The following is a 15,210-nucleotide window of genomic DNA, read 5'->3' as shown; positions in this document are numbered from 1 at the left end:
GCAGGCCCCCCGAGACGAAAGGATGTCACGCCGATCCAACGGGAGATGGCGGCGGGTGGCGGCGTCCTGAACGCAGGACGCCCGCCCCGGCAGGGGCCGGGGCGGGCGTCGCGCAGCGGGTGAGTGAGGGATTCAGCGCACGATCATCACCGACACCTTGGAGTGGTGCACCACATGCTCGGCGTTGGGGCCGAGCACGTAGTCGGCGAACTTGCGCTTGTTGTGGGAGGCCATGATGATCAGGTCGACCTCGAGCTTCTTGGCCGCCTTGATGATCGCCTCCCAGGGCGAGCCATCGACGATCACCGTCTGGGTCTGGATATCCTCGGGCACATGCTCGCGGATGAACGTGTGCTGGGCCTCGGTGATCGCCTCGTGGGCCTTCCTGGCGAAGTCCTTGGGGAAGTAGGAGCCCACCAGCGGCATGCGGTAGTCGGGCAGTACCGTCACCACGTGCAGCGAGGCACCGAAGGTCCGGCACAGGGTCACCGCCGTGGGCAGGGCCTTCTTCCAGGAGCTCTCCTCGTTGAGGTCCACCGGCAGCATGATCTTGCTGTACATGTCATCGTCTCCTTCAGGCGGTGGCGGCCTGGCCGGCACCAGGTTCACGACGGCGACGCTGCAGCATCACCACCAGGCCGAAGACCAGGAAGCCCGGAATCCACATCCACTCCTTGGCCCAGCGATCCACCGGCGCCATCACCTCGACGATCTCCTGGTCGAAGTCGAAGCCCAGGTCCTGGGCCATGCCGCCGAACTCGACGAAGTCCACCAGGGTCTGGTCACCGTCGACCCACAGCTCCATGCCGAGGCGCTCCATGCGCTCCTCGCCATCCTCGCCGCGGGGCACCGGCACCAGGATGTAGGTGGTCATGGGGTCACCGAAGGCGTCCTCGCCGGCGATCTGCACCCGCAGGTTGCTGCCCTCGTCGACCTCCCCCAGCGCCTGCACGAACTCGCTGGGCGGCACCGACTGGTAGGGGTCGTGGACCTGGTCCATCCAGAAGCCCGGCCGGAACAGCGTGAAGGCCACCAGCAGCAGCAGGATCGACTCGTACCAGCGGTTGCGGGCGATCATGAAGCCCTGGGTGCCCGCCGCGAAGATCAGCATGGCGATGGTCGAGATGATGAAGATCACGATGCCCTGCAGGAAGGTCACGTCGATCAGCAGCAGGTCGGTGTTGAAGATGAACAGGAACGGCAGCGCCGCGGTGCGCAGGCTGTAGTAGAAGGCCTGGAAACCGGTGCGCAGCGGGTCGCCCCCGGAGACCGCCGCCGCCGCGAAGGAGGCCAGGCCCACCGGCGGCGTCACGTCGGCCATGATGCCGAAGTAGAAGACGAACAGGTGCACCGCGATCAGCGGCACGATCAGGCCGTTCTGCTGGCCCAGCATCACGATCACCGGCGCCAGCAGCGCCGAGACCACGATGTAGTTGGCGGTGGTGGGCAGGCCCATGCCGAGGATCAGGCTAAGCACCGCGGTGAGCAGCAGGATCAGCATCAGGTTGCCCATGGAGAGGATCTCCACCACGTCGGCCAGCACCAGGCCCACGCCGGTCTGGGAGACCGCGCCGACGATGATGCCCGCCGCCGCAGTGGCGATGCCGATGCCGATCATGTTGCGGGCACCGGCCACCAGGCCGTCCCACAGGTCCTTGAAGCCCTCCTTGATGTCGGCGGCCATGCGGCTGCGGCCCCGGAACAGGGCGATGATCGGCCGCTGGGTGACCATGATGAAGATCATGAACACCGTCGCCCAGAAGGCCGACAGCCCGGGCGAGAGCCGCTCCACCATCAGGCACCACACCAGCACGATCACCGGCAGGATGTAGTGCAGGCCCACCATCACCGTGGGCCGGGTCTGGGGCAGCGTGACCACCTGGGAGGCGGGGTCATCCATCTCGAGTTCCGGATACCTGGCCCCTACCTTGAGCAGGGCGACGTAGATCACCGCCAGGGCCACGGCCACCACCCAGGGGGTGGCATCGCCGAGCACCGGCTTCAGCCAGCCGAGCCCGTAGTAGACCCCGAAGGAGAGCGCCATCAGCAACAGCAGCCCGGTCAGGAAGCCGATCACCTTGTTGAGGAAGGGGCGCGCCGGGTTGCTCGACGGCAGCCCCTGCATGTTGGCCTTGAGCGCCTCCAGGTGAACGATGTAGATCAGCGCGATATAGGAAATCAGCGCCGGCAGGAAGGCGTGCTTGATCACCTCCACGTAGGGGATGCCGACGTACTCCACCATCAGGAAGGCCGCGGCGCCCATCACCGGCGGCATGATCTGGCCGTTGACCGAGGAGGAGACCTCCACGGCACCGGCCTTCTCCGCCGAGAAGCCGACTCGCTTCATCATCGGGATGGTGAAGGTGCCGGTGGTCACGGTGTTGGCGATGGAGGAGCCGGAGATCAGGCCGGTCATGCCCGAGGCGACCACCGCCGCCTTGGCCGGGCCACCCTTGTAGTGGCCCAGCAGCGAGAAGGCCACCTTGATGAAGTAGTTGCCGGCCCCGGCCTTGTCGAGCAGGGCGCCGAAGAGCACGAACAGGAACACGAAGCTGGTCGAGACCCCCAGCGCGATGCCGAACACCCCCTGGGTGGTCAGCCACTGGTGGTTGACCAGGCCGTTGAAGCTGACGCCACGGTGGGCCAGGATGCCCGGCATCTGGGGGCCGAACAGCGAATAGAGGATGAACACCGAGGCGACGATCATCAGCGGCGGCCCCAGGGCCCGCCGTGTCGCCTCCAGCAGCATCACGATGCCCACGATGCCGACAATCACGTCCTGGGTGATCGGCGCCCCCGGGCGGGTCGCCAGCTGGTCGTAGAAGAGGAACATGTAGGCGCCGCAGAAGGCCGCCACCGCCGCGAAGACCCAGTCCTGGATCGGGATGCGGTCGCGGGGCGAGCGCTTGAGCGCCGGATAGGCCATGAAGGCCAGGAAGAGGGCAAACGCCAGGTGGATCGAGCGCGCCTCGGTGGCATTGAAGACCCCGAAGCGGAACAGGAAGGGGAGCGGCGAAGCGATCCACAGCTGGAAGAGCGACCAGGTGGCCGCGATCCCTACCAGCAGCTTGCCGGGCGCTCCCAGCGGCTTGCGCGCCCCGGAGTCGCTGGAGGCAACCATGTCCTCCAGGTCGACGTCCGACGCGCGGGGTTTAGTGTTCTCGTCAGTCATGTGCTGGCCCTGCCCACTGTCATTGACTTATGGTTCATTCCCTTCCCGCGGCGACGGCAGGAAGCCGAGTCACCAACGAGATGCGCGGACGCCCCGAGGGGGTCCGCGCATCGATCACCACGGGTGATTGGCTTTCACTGCCGGGATCACTCGATCCAGCCACGCTCCCGGTAGTAGCGGGCCGCGCCGTCATGCAGCGGTGCGGTCAGGCCATCGGCAATCATGTGCTCCTCCTCGAGGTTCTCGAAGGCCGGGTGCAGGCGCTTGAAGCGGTCGAAGTTCTCGAACACCGCCTTGACGGTCTCGTAGACGATCTCCTCGTCCAGTGCCGTGGAGGTGACGAAGGTGGCCGCCACGCCGAAGGTCTCGACGTCCTCGTCGTTGCCGCGATAGACGCCGCCGGGAATCACCGAGCGGGTGTAGAAGGGATTGGCCTCGATGATCTCGTCGATCTCGGGACCGGTCACCGGCACCAGGCGGGCATCGATGGTGGTGGTGGCCTCCTGGATGGAGCCGTTGGGGTGGCCCACCACGTAGACCATGGCATCGATGTTGTTGTCGGACAGGGCCGCGGCCTGCTCGGCGGCGTCCAGCTGGGAGGCCAGCGAGAAGGTGTCGGTATCCCAGCCCATGGCGTCCATCACCACGTTCATGGTGTTGCGCTGGCCGGAGCCCGGGTTGCCGATGTTGACGCGCTTGCCCGGGAAGTCGCTGATGTGCTCGATGCCGGAGTCGGCGCGGGCGACCACGGTCAGCGGCTCGCCGTGCATGGTGAAGACGGCGCGCATCTCCTCCCAGGCACCGTCGTCGGCGAAGTTGTCCTCGCCGTGGTAGGCGCGGTACTGGACGTCGGACTGCACCACGCCCATGTCCAGCTCACCGCTCTTCATGCCGTTGACGTTGGCCACGGAGCCGCCGGTGGAGGGGGCGTTGCAGCGGATGTTGTGCTCATCGCTCCCGCGGTTGACCATGCGGCAGACCGACTGGCCGACCACATAGTACACGCCGGTCTGGCCGCCGGTGCCGATGGTGATGAAGCGTTCCTGCGCCACGGCCGGGGCCGAGAACATGGCGGCACCCAGAAGCGCACCGGAGAAGGCAGCAGCCGAGAATGCATGGCGTTTCATGAACATACCTCTTGACGTTGTAGGCATTCGTTATCGGGCAGCTCGCGGCCCGAGGCCTGCGAATCTACCACTCTCTCCTACTTTAGCGGAAAAAATTACGCCAGAGAAAATACCTGACCATGACATCGCTCAGGTCAGGCAGATTTCCGGTGTCCATGAGGAGAGTCTAGCGCCTGCCCGCGTTTATGAAACGTTAACTTCTTGTTGCGCCGCAACAAAGGAACCGCGCCGTGGCGCGGTTCTCGAGGAGTGACGCGGGCGGCCGTGGGGCCAAGGTGGCTCAGGAGGCCTTCATGATCAACGCCTGCTTCTCGTCCTTCATGGCGGCGAACTCGGCCTCATAGAAGAACGCGCTCTCGCCCAGCGCGGGCTCCAGGTGGTTGAGCCAGGTCGCCTCCTCGTCGTACTTCGCGAAGAAGGGGCGCTGCACCCAGTCGCTGTCGCGGCCCTGGATGAAGCGCAGCACGAAGACCTTCTCACCCTTGATCTCGGTGACCCCCTGGATCTCCACCTTGCCGGGATCGGCGGACATCGACGGCCCACGGGCAGTGCGCGCCAGGCCAGGCACCTGCTTCATGGCCGCGCGGTAGATCTCCCAGGCGCGCACCAGCGGTACCTCGAAGTAGTGGCGGGCGCCGGTGTCGCGCTCCACGAACATGTAGTAGGGGATCATCCCCAGGCGCACCTGGGTGGTCCACATCCTCGCCCACTGGTCGGCATCGTCGTTGATGTGCTTCAGAAGCGGCGCCTGGGTGCGGATCTCCGCCCCGGTGGCCCGGATGCGGCGGATCGCCTCGCGGCAGATGGGGGTGTCCATCTCCTTCCAGTGGTTGAAGTGCGCCATAAAGGCGACATGTTTCCCAGCAGCCACCAACTCTCTGAACAACTCGAGGATATCCTCGGCGTCCGGATCGGTGACGAAGCGGTAGGGCCAGAAGGTCAGGCTCTTGGTGCCGATGCGGATGTCCTGGACGTGGTCCAGCTCGGGCGCCATCAGCCCCTCCAGGTACTGGCGCAGGTGCTTGGCCTTCATCACCATGGGATCGCCGCCGGTCATCAGCAGGTCGGTGACCTCGGTGTGCTCGGCCAGGTAGCGGTGAAGGGAATCCGCCTCGCTGGACGCGAACTTCAAGTCCTTGTCGCCCACGAATTGCGCCCAGCGGAAGCAGAAAGTGCAGTAGCTGTGGCACACCTGGCCCTGGCTGGGGAAGAAGAGCACCGTTTCGCGGTACTTGTGCTGCATGCCCGGCAGCGGCTCGCCGTCAAGCAGCGGCAGGTTGAGGTCCATCTGCCCCGCCGGATGAGGGTTGAGCTCGCTGCGAACCCGCTCGATCACCGGCTTCATCTCGGCGGCGGAGGCCTCGCGGCGGACCAGCTCGGCCACCTCGTCGTAGTGCTCGGGACGCAGCATGCCGCGCTGGGGAAAGGTGAGCTGGAAGACCGGATCCGCCGGGATGTTGCTCCAGTCGATCAACTCCTCGATCACATACTCGTTGACCCGGAACGGCAGCACCTGGCTGACGACCCGCATGTCGAAGCGCAGGTCGTCAGGCAGGTTCTGGATCGCCTCGATCTTGTCGAGCTGGCGGTGGGTATAGACCTTGAACTGCCGGGCCTCGAAGGCCTCGGCCTCGGGGCTGCCGAGCTCGATACTGACGCGCTGGTTCATCTCGCCTCCTCTTCGTTGTCCGGGGCCTGGCCTTGCCGGCAGGGGCCACCGTCTTCTCATCGGGGGAGGCTATTGGTACAGACCAGGACGAGAAAGTGCAACTTCCTGCGTCGATTTGCAACGAATGTCACGCGAAAGCACAGATCATGCAACACTTGATTCGAGACGGTCGCCTCACTGCGCCGGCTTGCGGATCCGCTGTGCCGTGAGGCGCTGCAGGCGCCGAGGCATCGCCCCCTCGCTTGCCCGGGGTCCCGGGGAACGGCCAGACTGGGAGGTGGCAGTCCCACCCAGGAGGAGACCCATGAACGCCTCCCTCGAGTGCTTCCAGGGCGATATCGCCCATCAGCCCGACGTCGATGCCGTGGTCAACGCCGCCAACGCCCGGCTGCATCCCGGCGGGGGCGTGGCCGGCGCCCTGCACCGCGCCGCCGGCCCCGAACTCGACCGCGCCTGCCGTCCCCTGGCCCCGATCCGACCGGGCGAGGCGGTGATCACCGAGGCCTTCGGCCTGCCCAACCGCCACGTCATCCACTGCCTGGGCCCGGTCTATGGCGTGGACGAGCCCGCCGACGATCTGCTTGCCGCCTGCTACCGCAACGCCCTGACCCTGGCCGAGGCGCACGGCATCGCCTCCGTCGCCTTCCCGGCGATCTCCGCCGGGGCCTTCGGCTACCCGCCGGCCGATGCGGCACGGGTGGCGCTGGCCACGGTGCTCACCACCCTGCCCGACTGCCCGCATATCGAGCGGGTGCGCTTCGTGCTCTTCGATGCCGAGAGCGCCGAGCTCTACCGGCGCACCCTGGCGACCCTGCAGCAATCTGAATCTGAAAAGCGCTGATTCACGTCGCGATCGACCAGGGCCCTAGCCGACGTTGTAGCCGAGGGTGCGCGGCAACCACAGGGCGATCTCCGGGAACACGGCGACCAGCGCCAGGGCGCCGGCCATGGCCACCACGAAGAGCAGCGCCCAGCCCACGGTCTGCTCCAGGCGGATCTTCGCCACCTCGGTGGTCACCATCAGGTTCACCGCCACCGGTGGCGTGAACTGGCCGATGGCGATGTTCATGGCCAGCAGGATGCCGAACCACACCGGGTTCCACTCGAAGTGCTGCATCACCGGGATCAGGATCGGCATCAGGATCAGGTAGATGGAGATGGCGTCGAGCAGCATGCCGGCGGCCAGCACCGCCAGCATGATCAGGATCAGCAGCAGCACCCCGTTGTCGGTCAGCGCGATGATCCACTGGGCCATGTCGCGGAAGGTGCCGAGCATGGTGCCGGCCCAGGCGAAGATGCCGGCGAGCGCGATGATCAGCATCACCACGCCCGAGATCACCGCCGCCTCGCCGAACAGCGACCAGAGGTCCCGGAGGCCGATCTCGCGGGTCACGAAGAGCCCGATCACCACCCCGTAGGCCACCGCCACCACCGCCGCCTCGGTGGGGGTGAAGAGCCCGGAGCGCAGGCCGCCGAGGATCAGCACCGGGGCGAAGAGAGCCGGCAGCGCCTGCTTGAAGGTCTCCCCCACCCTCAGGCGCTCGGCGCCCGCCACCGGCGTCCCGCCTTCCCAGCCATAGCGCTTCGAGACCAGCAGCGCCGGCACCAGCAGCGCCAGGCCGGCCAGTATCCCGGGGAAGAGCCCGGCGGCGAAGAGCGCGCGCAGGTCGACCCCCGGCACCACGATGGAGTAGAGGATCAGCGCCACCGAGGGCGGAATCAGGATCGCCGTGGAGGCCGAGGCGGCGATCAGGGTCGCCGAGAAGGGCTTCGGGTAGCCTGCCTTCGTCATGCTCGGCAGCATCACCATGGCCACCGCGGCGGCGTCCGCCGGCCCCGAGCCGCTCATGCCGCCCATGATCATGCACACCAGCACCGCCACCAGGGCCAGGCCGCCGTGGCGCGGGCCGATCAGCGCCTGGGCGAAGCGCACCAGGCGCAGCGCCACCCCCGAGCGCTCGAAGATCAGCCCGGTGAGGATGAACAGCGGAATGGCGATCAGCGGGTACTTGGCGATGCTGTTGTAGGTGTTGGTGCCCAGCGTGGCCAGCATCGCCGGCGGCAGCCCGGCCAGGATGCCCACGGCGCCGGCCAGGCCCAGTGAGAAGGCCACCGGCACCCCGGCGATCAAGAGGCCCGCGAAGGCCAGCAGCATCCACAGGTCAGGGCTCATCGGCGAGCCTCCCGCTCAGCCGGTCCCGGGTCTGCTGGGTCTGGCGGATCATCATCGCCGCCGAGAGCAGCGGCAGCCAGACGATGTACCACCACTGGGGCAGGCCCAGCCCCGGCGAGAGCGATTCCCACTGGTACTCCTGCCAGGCCAGCTTGCCGCCGAACCAGGTGATCAGGCCGAGCACCGCCATGCCACAGCCCCACTGGAAGAGGATCAGGGCCTTGCGCGGCGCCGACGGCAGCGCCCGCTCCAGCAGGCCCACGCGAATGTGGCCGTTGCGGCGCAGGGCCACCGCGGCGCCGGCGAAGGTGAGGACCACCAGCAGGAACACCGAAAACTCCTCGGTGAAGGCCAGCGAGCCGCCGGTGATGTAGCGGGTGACCACGTTGCCGAGGCTGATCAGCGCGATGATCACCAGCGCCAGGGAGGCGAGCCAGCGCTCCGGGCGGGCATCGGGAGTGAGTTTCATGTCGACCTCATGAAATGACGTCGCCCCCGGATGCGGGGGCGACGGGCGTGGCATGCTTCGGGACTCAGCGCGCCTCGACGGCCTCGCGAGCCGCCTCGACCAGCGCCTCGCCGATGCGCGGCACCCACTTGTCATGGACCTCGGCGGTGGCCTCGACGAAGGCCCGGTACTGTTCATCGGTCAGTTCGGTGACGTTGACGCCGCGCTCCTGGATGGCGGCCAGGCGCTCGCCCTCCTCTTCGCGGGTCATGGCGATCTCCCACTGGCCGGCCTCCACGGCCGCCTCGCGCAGGATCTCGCGGTCACCCTCATCCAGGGAGTCCCACACCTGGCGATTCACGGCGAAGATCAGCGGGTCGTTCATGTAGTTCCACAGGGTCAGGTGCTGCTGGCCCACCTGGTCGATGCGCGCCACGTCGAACACCGAGAGCGGGTTCTCCTGGCCGTCCACGGCGCCGGTGGTCAGCGCCGGCTGGGCGTCGGTCCAGCTCATCTGGGTGGGGTCGGCGCCCAGGGCGTTGAAGGTGTCCTGGAACAGCGGCGAGCCCACCACGCGGATCTTCAGGCCGTCCAGGTCGCCGGGCTCACTGATCGGGCCGCGGGAGTTGGAGAGCTGGCGGAAGCCATTCTCGCCCCAGGCCAGCGGGATCACGTCGCGGGATTCGATGGCCTCGAAGATCATCTCGCCGGCCTCGCCGCCGGTCACGGCGTCCACCGCCGCCTCGTCGGGCAGGAAGAAGGGCAGCGAGAAGAGGTTGAGCTCCGGCACCTGGGGCGACCAGTTGATGGTGGAGCCCACGGCGGCGTCGATCAGCCCGGAGCGCATGGCGGAGAACTCGCGGGTCTGGTCGCCGGCCACCAGCTGGGAATTGGGATAGACGCGCAGGGTGAGGCGCCCCTCGGTGCGCTCCTCGACCAGTTCGGCCCACTTCTCGGCCGCCTGGCCCCAGGGGAAGGCATCGGAGAGCACGGTGGAGACGGAGAGTTCGCGGGCCTGGGCGGAGAGCGAGGCGCTGAGCACGGCGGCGCCGGCCAGGGTGGCGGCCAGCTTGGCGAGATGGCGTGTGGTGGTCATGGCGTGTCCTTGCGGCAGCCACCCGGCGGGATGCCGGACGGCATGATTGTTGTCGGAAGGAAATAGTCTACGAGGCGCTGCGTTGAATGATAGCCCGTCGCCCTCCCCGGTTCGTCGGGGCTATTCGTCGGGGGCCGACGACGCCCCCGGGTCGGCGCCTTCGCCGCCGTCCGGCGCCGGCAGGCAGTGCCCCGCGCTGCCGGGCCAGCTGACGCAGTCGCCCTCGGCGATGCCCAGCCGCTCGAAGGTGCCGGCATTGACCTCCAGAGCCGCCCGATAGGACACCCCGGGATAGGTGACCGGGCACGCCGAGGGCTGGTCGGAGGCACAGGGCAGCATGGTGCGGATCGCCGCGATGCGCTCGTCCTCGCCGATGAAGGCGATATCCAGCGGGATGCGGGTACGGTACATCCAGAAGCCGTTACGGGGCGACTGGGCATCCCGATAGAGGAACAGCATGCCGGCCTCCTCGTCGAGGTGGTCGCGCTCCATGAGGCCTCGGCTGCGCTCGGGGATGGTGCGCGCCACCTCCACCGTGAAGGCGTGCCGTCGCGCCTCGCCATGGATCACCAGCGGCAGTGTCTCCAGGGTCGGCGGCTCCCCCTCGGTGGCCAGCAGCGGGGCAGGTGACAGGGCGAGAGACAGCGGCAGGGCCGCCAGGCCGGCCAGGATCAGGCGTCGTGTCGGGATCATGTGGTATTCCTCGGGGTGGCAATCGGTCCATCGTCGGGCATCAGGTGGATCCCCTCGGCCAGCAGCGAGACCTGCACCGTCTCGCCGCGGGCCAGCCCGTTGCGGCGCGCCGCATGGGTGGCGATCTCGAAGCTCAGGGTCTGGGGGGCATGGTCGAAGGCCAGCGACACCGAGGTCATGCCGCCCAGCACCACCAGCTCGTCGACCCGCGCCGTCACCGGATTCTCCCGCTCGCCCAGGGAGGGGCGCCCGCGCCGATGCAGTACCACGTCGGAGGGCGGCAGGTACCAGCTGACCCGGGTGCCGGGAGACAGTGCCGCCAGGCCCTCGGCCACCTCGAGCCGCCAGGGCCCCCACCGCAGCTGCCGGCTGCCGCCCGCCTCCACCACCTCGCCCGCGAAGACGTTGTGGCGGTCCAGCAGCCGGGCCACCTCGGGCGAGGCGGGCCGGCGAAACAGCGCCTCCGGCGGACCCGCCTGCAGGGTACGGCCGGCGTGCAGCACGCAGAGCCGGTCGGCCAGCGCCGCCGCCTCGTCCAGGTCATGGGTCACCAGCACGATGGGGATGCGGATCTGCTCGCGCAGCATGGCCAGCTCACGCTGCAGGCGGCGCCGGGTGACCTGATCCACCGCCGAGAAGGGCTCGTCGAGCAGCAGCACCCGAGGGCTTCGCGCCAGGGCACGGGCCAGCGCCACCCGCTGGCGCTGGCCGCCGGAGAGCTCGGCGGGGTGCCGGTCGGCCAGCCCGTCGAGGCGAACCCGGCCGAGCCAGGCCATGGCCTGCTCGCGACGCTCCCGGGCCGGCAGATGATCGAGAGCCACCATGATGTTGCCCAGCGCCGTCAGGTGGGGGAAGAGCGCATAGTCCTGAAACACCAGGCCGACGCGACGGCGCTGGGGCGAGAGGCAGGTTCCCGCCTCGGCGTCGAACCAGCTCTCCCCGCCGACGCTGACCCGCCCCGCCCCGGGGCGCGCCAGGCCGGCGATGGCCCGCAGCAGGGTGGTCTTGCCGCTGCCGGAGGGCCCCACCAGGGCCAGCAGCTCGCCGGCCTCGCAGTGGAAGTCCGCCGCCAGGGGAATGGGGCCCGGCTGGTGCAGGCTCACCGACAGGCGCGCCGCGTTGGGGCTTTCCGTCTCAGACACGTCGCCACCTCCGCCGGCCCGCCAGGCCGTAGACCACGCCGATGGTCACGAAGGAGACCAGCAGCAGCATCGCCGACATGATGCCGGCGCCCGTCTCGTCGAAGGCCTGCACCCGGTCGTAGATGGCGATGGCCAGGGTGCGGGTCTCGCCGTCGATGGCCCCGCCCACCATCAGGATCACCCCGAACTCGCCCAGGGTGTGGGCAAAGGTCAGCGCCAGGGCCGAGATGATCCCCGGCCACACCAGCGGCAGCTCGATGCGCAGGAAGGTCTGCCAGGGCGAGAGCCCACTGCACCAGGCCGCCTCGCGCAGGTTGGCCGGCACCGTCTCGAAGGCCCGCTGGATCGGCTGCACGGCGAAGGGCAGGTTGGCCACCAGCGAGGCGATCAGGATGCCGGTGAAGGTGAAGTTGAGCCCCGAGTCGAACAGCCGGGCCCAGAGCCCGCCGAAGGGGGCCTCAGCGCCGAAGGCCTGCATCAGGTAGAAGCCCAGCACCGTGGGCGGCATCACCAGCGGCAGCGCCACCAGCGCCTCGCACAGCGGCCTGCCGCGGAAGCGGGCGGTGGCCAGGGTACGCCCCAGCCAGAGCCCCACCGGGAGCAGCAGCAGGCAGGTGAAGGCGGCCAGGCGCAGCGAGACCGAGAGGGCCGTCCAGTCCATCAGGGCGTGGCGTCTCCCGCGTCGGTGGGTGGGGTTTCAGGGGCAGGCAGCCGGAAGCCATGGTCGGTCAGGATCTCCCGGGCCGGCGCCTTCTGGAGCCAGGCGTGGAAGGCCCGGGCGGTCTCGCCGGCTCCCTGCACCAGCCCCATGCGCTGCACCAGGGGGGCATGCCAGGCCTCGGGGATCAGCACGTACTCGCCGCGCTCGGCAAGCTGGGGAGCCAGCGCCAGCGACTCGGCCACCAGGCCGCCGCGAGCGTCGCTGGTCAGCGCGAACTGGGCGGCCTGGGAGACGTTCTCGCCGAACACGCGCAGGGGCGTCGTCTCCTCCCAGAGCCCGGCGTGCTCCAGGGCCTCCCGGGCAGCGATTCCGTAGGGGGCGTGTTCCGGATTGGCCAGGGCAATGCGCGGCCGCCCCTCCCCCGCCGCATGGGCCGCCAGCGCCTCGCGCACCCCGGCCAGCGGGTCGTCCGCCTCGGGCAGGTCGTCGCGCCCCGCTCGCTGCAGCCATACCAGGCGCCCCACGGCATAGACCCGGCTCTCCCCAGCCAGGCGTCCCGCCTCCTCCAGGGCATCGATGTTGATCTCGTCGGCGGAGAGGAACAGCTCGAAGGGAGCGCCCTGCAGGATCTGGCGGCGGAAGTTGCCCGATGAGCCGAAGTTCACGCGAACCTCGCCGCCGGTCTCCGCGCGAAAGGCCTCGATCAGCGCCGGGAAGGCGAACTGCAGCGACGAGGCCGCCGCCACGGTCGGCACGTCGGCCTTGGCCAGGGTGGCGGAGAAGGACAGCGCCAGGCCGAGCAGCCAGGCCGCGCATCGTGGACGCATCGGAACCTCCGGGTCGTTGAGGATGCGCGCATTGTCGGCCAGGGCCCGGATCGCCACAAGGCATGCGTGCCAACGCACTGGCGCCGCGATGACGGGGGTCAAGGCCCTCAGGAGCGGACGGTGGCCAGGCCGCCGAAGATCGCCCTGAGGTCGGTCTCGGTCTCGCGGGGCCCCAGGTCGAGCAGCGCCTGGAGGGCCTCCAGGTGGGCCTCGATGACCCGGCGCGCCCCCTCGGCATCGCCCTCGCGCAGCCGCGCGAGCAGCTGCGGATGGTCTCCCTCGAGGAAGCAGGAGGCCAGCGAGGGCCGCTTGTAGAGGGCGATGACGATGGAGGTGCGCAGGATCAGGTCGGTGAGCATGGCGCCGAGCACCCGGTTGGGCGACAGCTCGGCCAGCCGGTGGTGGAGCGCCAGGGAGTGGGCGATGCGCGCCGGCTCGTCGCCGCGGGTGTGGGCCTCGGCCTCCCGCTCCACCTCGCGGGCCAGCCCCTCCAGCGTCTCGGCATCCAGCTGCACGGCCAGCAGCGCCACGACCTCGCCCTCCACCAGGCGGCGGGCCGCGAAGGTCTCGCGGGTCTCGGCGATGCTCGGCGCGCGGATCCGGGCCACCTGGTTGGGGCGCTGGTCGATGACATGGTCGGCGGCCAGGCGGGTCAAGGCCTTGCGCACCACCGAGCGGCTCACCCCGAAGATCTCGCCCAGCGACACCTCCGGCAGCCGCGTGCCCGGCGGCAGCCGCTGGGTCAGCACCGCATGCCGCACCCGCTCGACGATATGCCGGTCGCTGATCCGCTCGCCCGCCAGCACGGCGGCCTCCACCTCTTCCTTCCAGCTCCTGCTCATACGACGCCCTCGAGTCACCTGCCAGCACCTTCGCACGTTTGGCGAAGAATGACACCATCCTGGCGCCTGATTGTATACAGGATCAGAAGCAGGTGGCCATCGCCTCGCGGACCACCAGGCGCTCGTCGACCCGCAGGACCGTCCGCCACTTGTCGAAGGTGAGGCAGGGGTGGGAGACCCCGAAGGCGACGATATCGCCCACGCGCACGTCGCCAACGCGCACGTCACCCACGCGCAGCTCATCCTCGGCGCCCTCACCCGCCCTGGGCAGGCGCACGAAGGCGTGCTGGTCCATCAGCTTGACGACCTCCCAGCCCGCAACACCCCACGGTCGCGCCGGATCACCGCCCTCGCGATAGCGACGCAGTGGGATCGGCAGGCGGTCGCCGCCGACGTCGCGGCGGCCCATGGCGACGATGGCCAGGCCAGGCTCGGGCAGCGACTGCACCTGGGCAAACACCTCCAGCGCCGGCGCCAGGCCCCGCTCCAGCTCGGGGCGACGCGCCAGCACGCCCCCCTGGGCCTCGTGGTAGAGCCCGTGGTCATGGACCACATAGCAGCCGGGACGCAGCACCGGCACGAAGCGGGGCCCGAGCCGAGCCGCCTGGAAGACCTCGGCGACCAGGTCGTACCAGGCCGAGCCCGAGGCGGTGATGATCGGGCTGGCCGCCTCGATCAGGCCGTCGCGGTCCAGCGCCTGGGCGGCTTCCACCAGGCGCCAGGCATAGGCGCGCACCTCGACCTCGGGCTCGGCGACGTGGATCACCCCCTCGTACCCCTCGAGCCCGGCGAGCACCAGGGCCGGCTCCATCGCGATACGCTCGCCGAGGGCCATCACCTGGTCATGGTCGCGGCAGCCGCAGCGACCGCCCGGGATACCGAGCTCGATCAGCACCTTCAGGCGCAGCCCGCGGGCCGCGAAGTAGCGGCCGAGCTGGCGGACGTTCTCCTCCCCGTCGACCACGCAGGTGATATCGGCCCCGGCCTCGATCAGCCCGGCGACGATCGCCATGTTGGCCTCGCCGACCAGCTGGTTGGCCAGCAGCAGGCGAGAGAGCCCATGGGCGAAGGCCGAGCGGCACTGGGGGGCGGTGGCCAGGGTGATGGCCCAGGCGCCCGCCTCCCGCTGGCGATGGAAGAGCGCCGGGGCCATGGTGGTCTTGCCGTGGGGCGCCAGGCGCGCCCCGCGCGACTCGGCGAAGCCCTGCATCCAGGCCAGGTTATGGGCCAGGGGCGCCTCATGGACCACCGCGGCCGGCAGGTTGACGCCGGAGAGCAGCTCCCGGCCGCTCTCCACGCTCCCCTTGCTACCGCCGGGCGGGCAGTCGAGGGTCGGCATCGTGTCCTGCATGACGCCTCC

General features: G+C 69.3%; 14 protein-coding genes. 1 reads left to right on the top strand and 13 read right to left on the bottom strand.

Features of this window, described 5'->3' with window-relative positions; translation table 11 throughout:
* Positions 1-132: 132 nt before the first annotated feature.
* From BDK63_RS01255 to BDK63_RS01240, 4 genes are all read right to left on the bottom strand, one after another.
* Positions 133-561, bottom strand: a complete 429-nt coding sequence (locus BDK63_RS01255; protein ID WP_183329506.1) for a universal stress protein — start codon at positions 559-561, stop codon at positions 133-135.
* A 13-nt stretch (positions 562-574) separates the two neighbouring features.
* Positions 575-3,172, bottom strand: coding sequence for a TRAP transporter permease (locus BDK63_RS01250; protein ID WP_183329505.1), 2,598 nt, complete (start codon positions 3,170-3,172; stop codon positions 575-577).
* 146 nt (positions 3,173-3,318) lie between these two features.
* The gene (locus BDK63_RS01245; RefSeq protein ID WP_183329504.1) at positions 3,319-4,299 is read right to left on the bottom strand and encodes a TAXI family TRAP transporter solute-binding subunit; all 981 of its coding nucleotides are present in this window, start codon (positions 4,297-4,299) and stop codon (positions 3,319-3,321) included.
* 280 nt (positions 4,300-4,579) lie between these two features.
* On the bottom strand, positions 4,580-5,968 hold the full coding sequence (locus tag BDK63_RS01240) for a KamA family radical SAM protein (protein WP_183329503.1): 1,389 nt from the start codon (positions 5,966-5,968) through the stop codon (positions 4,580-4,582).
* A gap of 304 nt (positions 5,969-6,272) precedes the next feature.
* On the opposite strand from BDK63_RS01240, the gene BDK63_RS01235 reads away from it, so the two are divergent.
* Positions 6,273-6,809, top strand: a complete 537-nt coding sequence (locus BDK63_RS01235) for a macro domain-containing protein (protein ID WP_183329502.1) — start codon at positions 6,273-6,275, stop codon at positions 6,807-6,809.
* A gap of 24 nt (positions 6,810-6,833) precedes the next feature.
* Here BDK63_RS01235 and BDK63_RS01230 read toward each other — a convergent pair whose 3' ends face one another.
* The 9 genes from BDK63_RS01230 to BDK63_RS01190 all read right to left on the bottom strand — a co-directional run bounded on the left by BDK63_RS01230 (position 6,834) and on the right by BDK63_RS01190 (position 15,201).
* A complete protein-coding gene (locus tag BDK63_RS01230) occupies positions 6,834-8,141 on the bottom strand; it encodes a TRAP transporter large permease (RefSeq protein ID WP_183329501.1) in 1,308 nt (435 codons plus the stop codon).
* The gene (locus BDK63_RS01225) at positions 8,131-8,610 is read right to left on the bottom strand and encodes a TRAP transporter small permease (protein WP_183329500.1); all 480 of its coding nucleotides are present in this window, start codon (positions 8,608-8,610) and stop codon (positions 8,131-8,133) included. The genes BDK63_RS01230 and BDK63_RS01225 overlap by 11 nt, the downstream gene beginning before the upstream one ends.
* A 64-nt stretch (positions 8,611-8,674) precedes the next feature.
* Complete coding sequence (locus tag BDK63_RS01220) at positions 8,675-9,685, bottom strand: DctP family TRAP transporter solute-binding subunit (protein WP_183329499.1); 1,011 nt, start codon at positions 9,683-9,685, stop codon at positions 8,675-8,677.
* A 120-nt stretch (positions 9,686-9,805) separates the two neighbouring features.
* Entirely contained in the window at positions 9,806-10,378 is a 573-nt protein-coding gene (locus BDK63_RS01215) for a DUF192 domain-containing protein (RefSeq protein ID WP_183329498.1), read from the bottom strand.
* The gene (locus BDK63_RS01210; protein WP_183329497.1) at positions 10,375-11,520 is read right to left on the bottom strand and encodes an ATP-binding cassette domain-containing protein; all 1,146 of its coding nucleotides are present in this window, start codon (positions 11,518-11,520) and stop codon (positions 10,375-10,377) included. Before BDK63_RS01210 ends, BDK63_RS01215 begins: the two co-directional genes overlap by 4 nt.
* A complete protein-coding gene (gene modB, locus BDK63_RS01205) occupies positions 11,513-12,181 on the bottom strand; it encodes a molybdate ABC transporter permease subunit (RefSeq protein ID WP_183329496.1) in 669 nt (222 codons plus the stop codon). The genes BDK63_RS01210 and modB overlap by 8 nt, the downstream gene beginning before the upstream one ends.
* Positions 12,181-13,008, bottom strand: coding sequence for a molybdate ABC transporter substrate-binding protein (modA, locus tag BDK63_RS01200; protein WP_183329495.1), 828 nt, complete (start codon positions 13,006-13,008; stop codon positions 12,181-12,183). The genes modB and modA overlap by 1 nt, the downstream gene beginning before the upstream one ends.
* 107 nt (positions 13,009-13,115) lie before the next feature.
* Positions 13,116-13,850 carry a GntR family transcriptional regulator gene (locus BDK63_RS01195; RefSeq protein WP_183329494.1) on the bottom strand — a complete coding sequence of 245 codons (735 nt, stop codon included), beginning with the start codon at positions 13,848-13,850 and terminating at the stop codon, positions 13,116-13,118.
* 82 nt (positions 13,851-13,932) lie between these two features.
* The gene (locus tag BDK63_RS01190) at positions 13,933-15,201 is read right to left on the bottom strand and encodes an amino acid deaminase (protein WP_246385655.1); all 1,269 of its coding nucleotides are present in this window, start codon (positions 15,199-15,201) and stop codon (positions 13,933-13,935) included.
* Between the last annotated feature and the right edge of the window lie 9 nt (positions 15,202-15,210).

Origin of the sequence: Halomonas campaniensis, assembly GCF_014193375.1 — a bacterium.
In the GTDB taxonomy this organism is placed as follows: Bacteria; Pseudomonadota; Gammaproteobacteria; order Pseudomonadales; family Halomonadaceae; genus Halomonas; species Halomonas campaniensis.
Note: the sequence above shows the minus strand (reverse complement) of the source record. Positions and strands in the feature narration are given on the sequence as shown.

Bases quoted from the DNA above. Each gene is read 5' to 3' on its own strand.
- modA (WP_183329495.1), bottom strand. From the start codon at position 13,008: ATGCGTCCACGATGCGCGGCCTGGCTGCTCGGCCTGGCGCTGTCCTTC.
- BDK63_RS01220 (WP_183329499.1), bottom strand. From the start codon at position 9,685: ATGACCACCACACGCCATCTCGCCAAGCTGGCCGCCACCCTGGCCGGC.
- BDK63_RS01250 (WP_183329505.1), bottom strand. From the start codon at position 3,172: ATGACTGACGAGAACACTAAACCCCGCGCGTCGGACGTCGACCTGGAG.
- BDK63_RS01245 (WP_183329504.1), bottom strand. From the start codon at position 4,299: ATGAAACGCCATGCATTCTCGGCTGCTGCCTTCTCCGGTGCGCTTCTG.
- modB (WP_183329496.1), bottom strand. From the start codon at position 12,181: ATGGACTGGACGGCCCTCTCGGTCTCGCTGCGCCTGGCCGCCTTCACC.
- BDK63_RS01215 (WP_183329498.1), bottom strand. From the start codon at position 10,378: ATGATCCCGACACGACGCCTGATCCTGGCCGGCCTGGCGGCCCTGCCG.
- BDK63_RS01225 (WP_183329500.1), bottom strand. From the start codon at position 8,610: ATGAAACTCACTCCCGATGCCCGCCCGGAGCGCTGGCTCGCCTCCCTG.
- BDK63_RS01190 (WP_246385655.1), bottom strand. From the start codon at position 15,201: ATGCAGGACACGATGCCGACCCTCGACTGCCCGCCCGGCGGTAGCAAG.
- BDK63_RS01240 (WP_183329503.1), bottom strand. From the start codon at position 5,968: ATGAACCAGCGCGTCAGTATCGAGCTCGGCAGCCCCGAGGCCGAGGCC.
- BDK63_RS01235 (WP_183329502.1), top strand. From the start codon at position 6,273: ATGAACGCCTCCCTCGAGTGCTTCCAGGGCGATATCGCCCATCAGCCC.
- BDK63_RS01255 (WP_183329506.1), bottom strand. From the start codon at position 561: ATGTACAGCAAGATCATGCTGCCGGTGGACCTCAACGAGGAGAGCTCC.
- BDK63_RS01195 (WP_183329494.1), bottom strand. From the start codon at position 13,850: ATGAGCAGGAGCTGGAAGGAAGAGGTGGAGGCCGCCGTGCTGGCGGGC.
- BDK63_RS01230 (WP_183329501.1), bottom strand. From the start codon at position 8,141: ATGAGCCCTGACCTGTGGATGCTGCTGGCCTTCGCGGGCCTCTTGATC.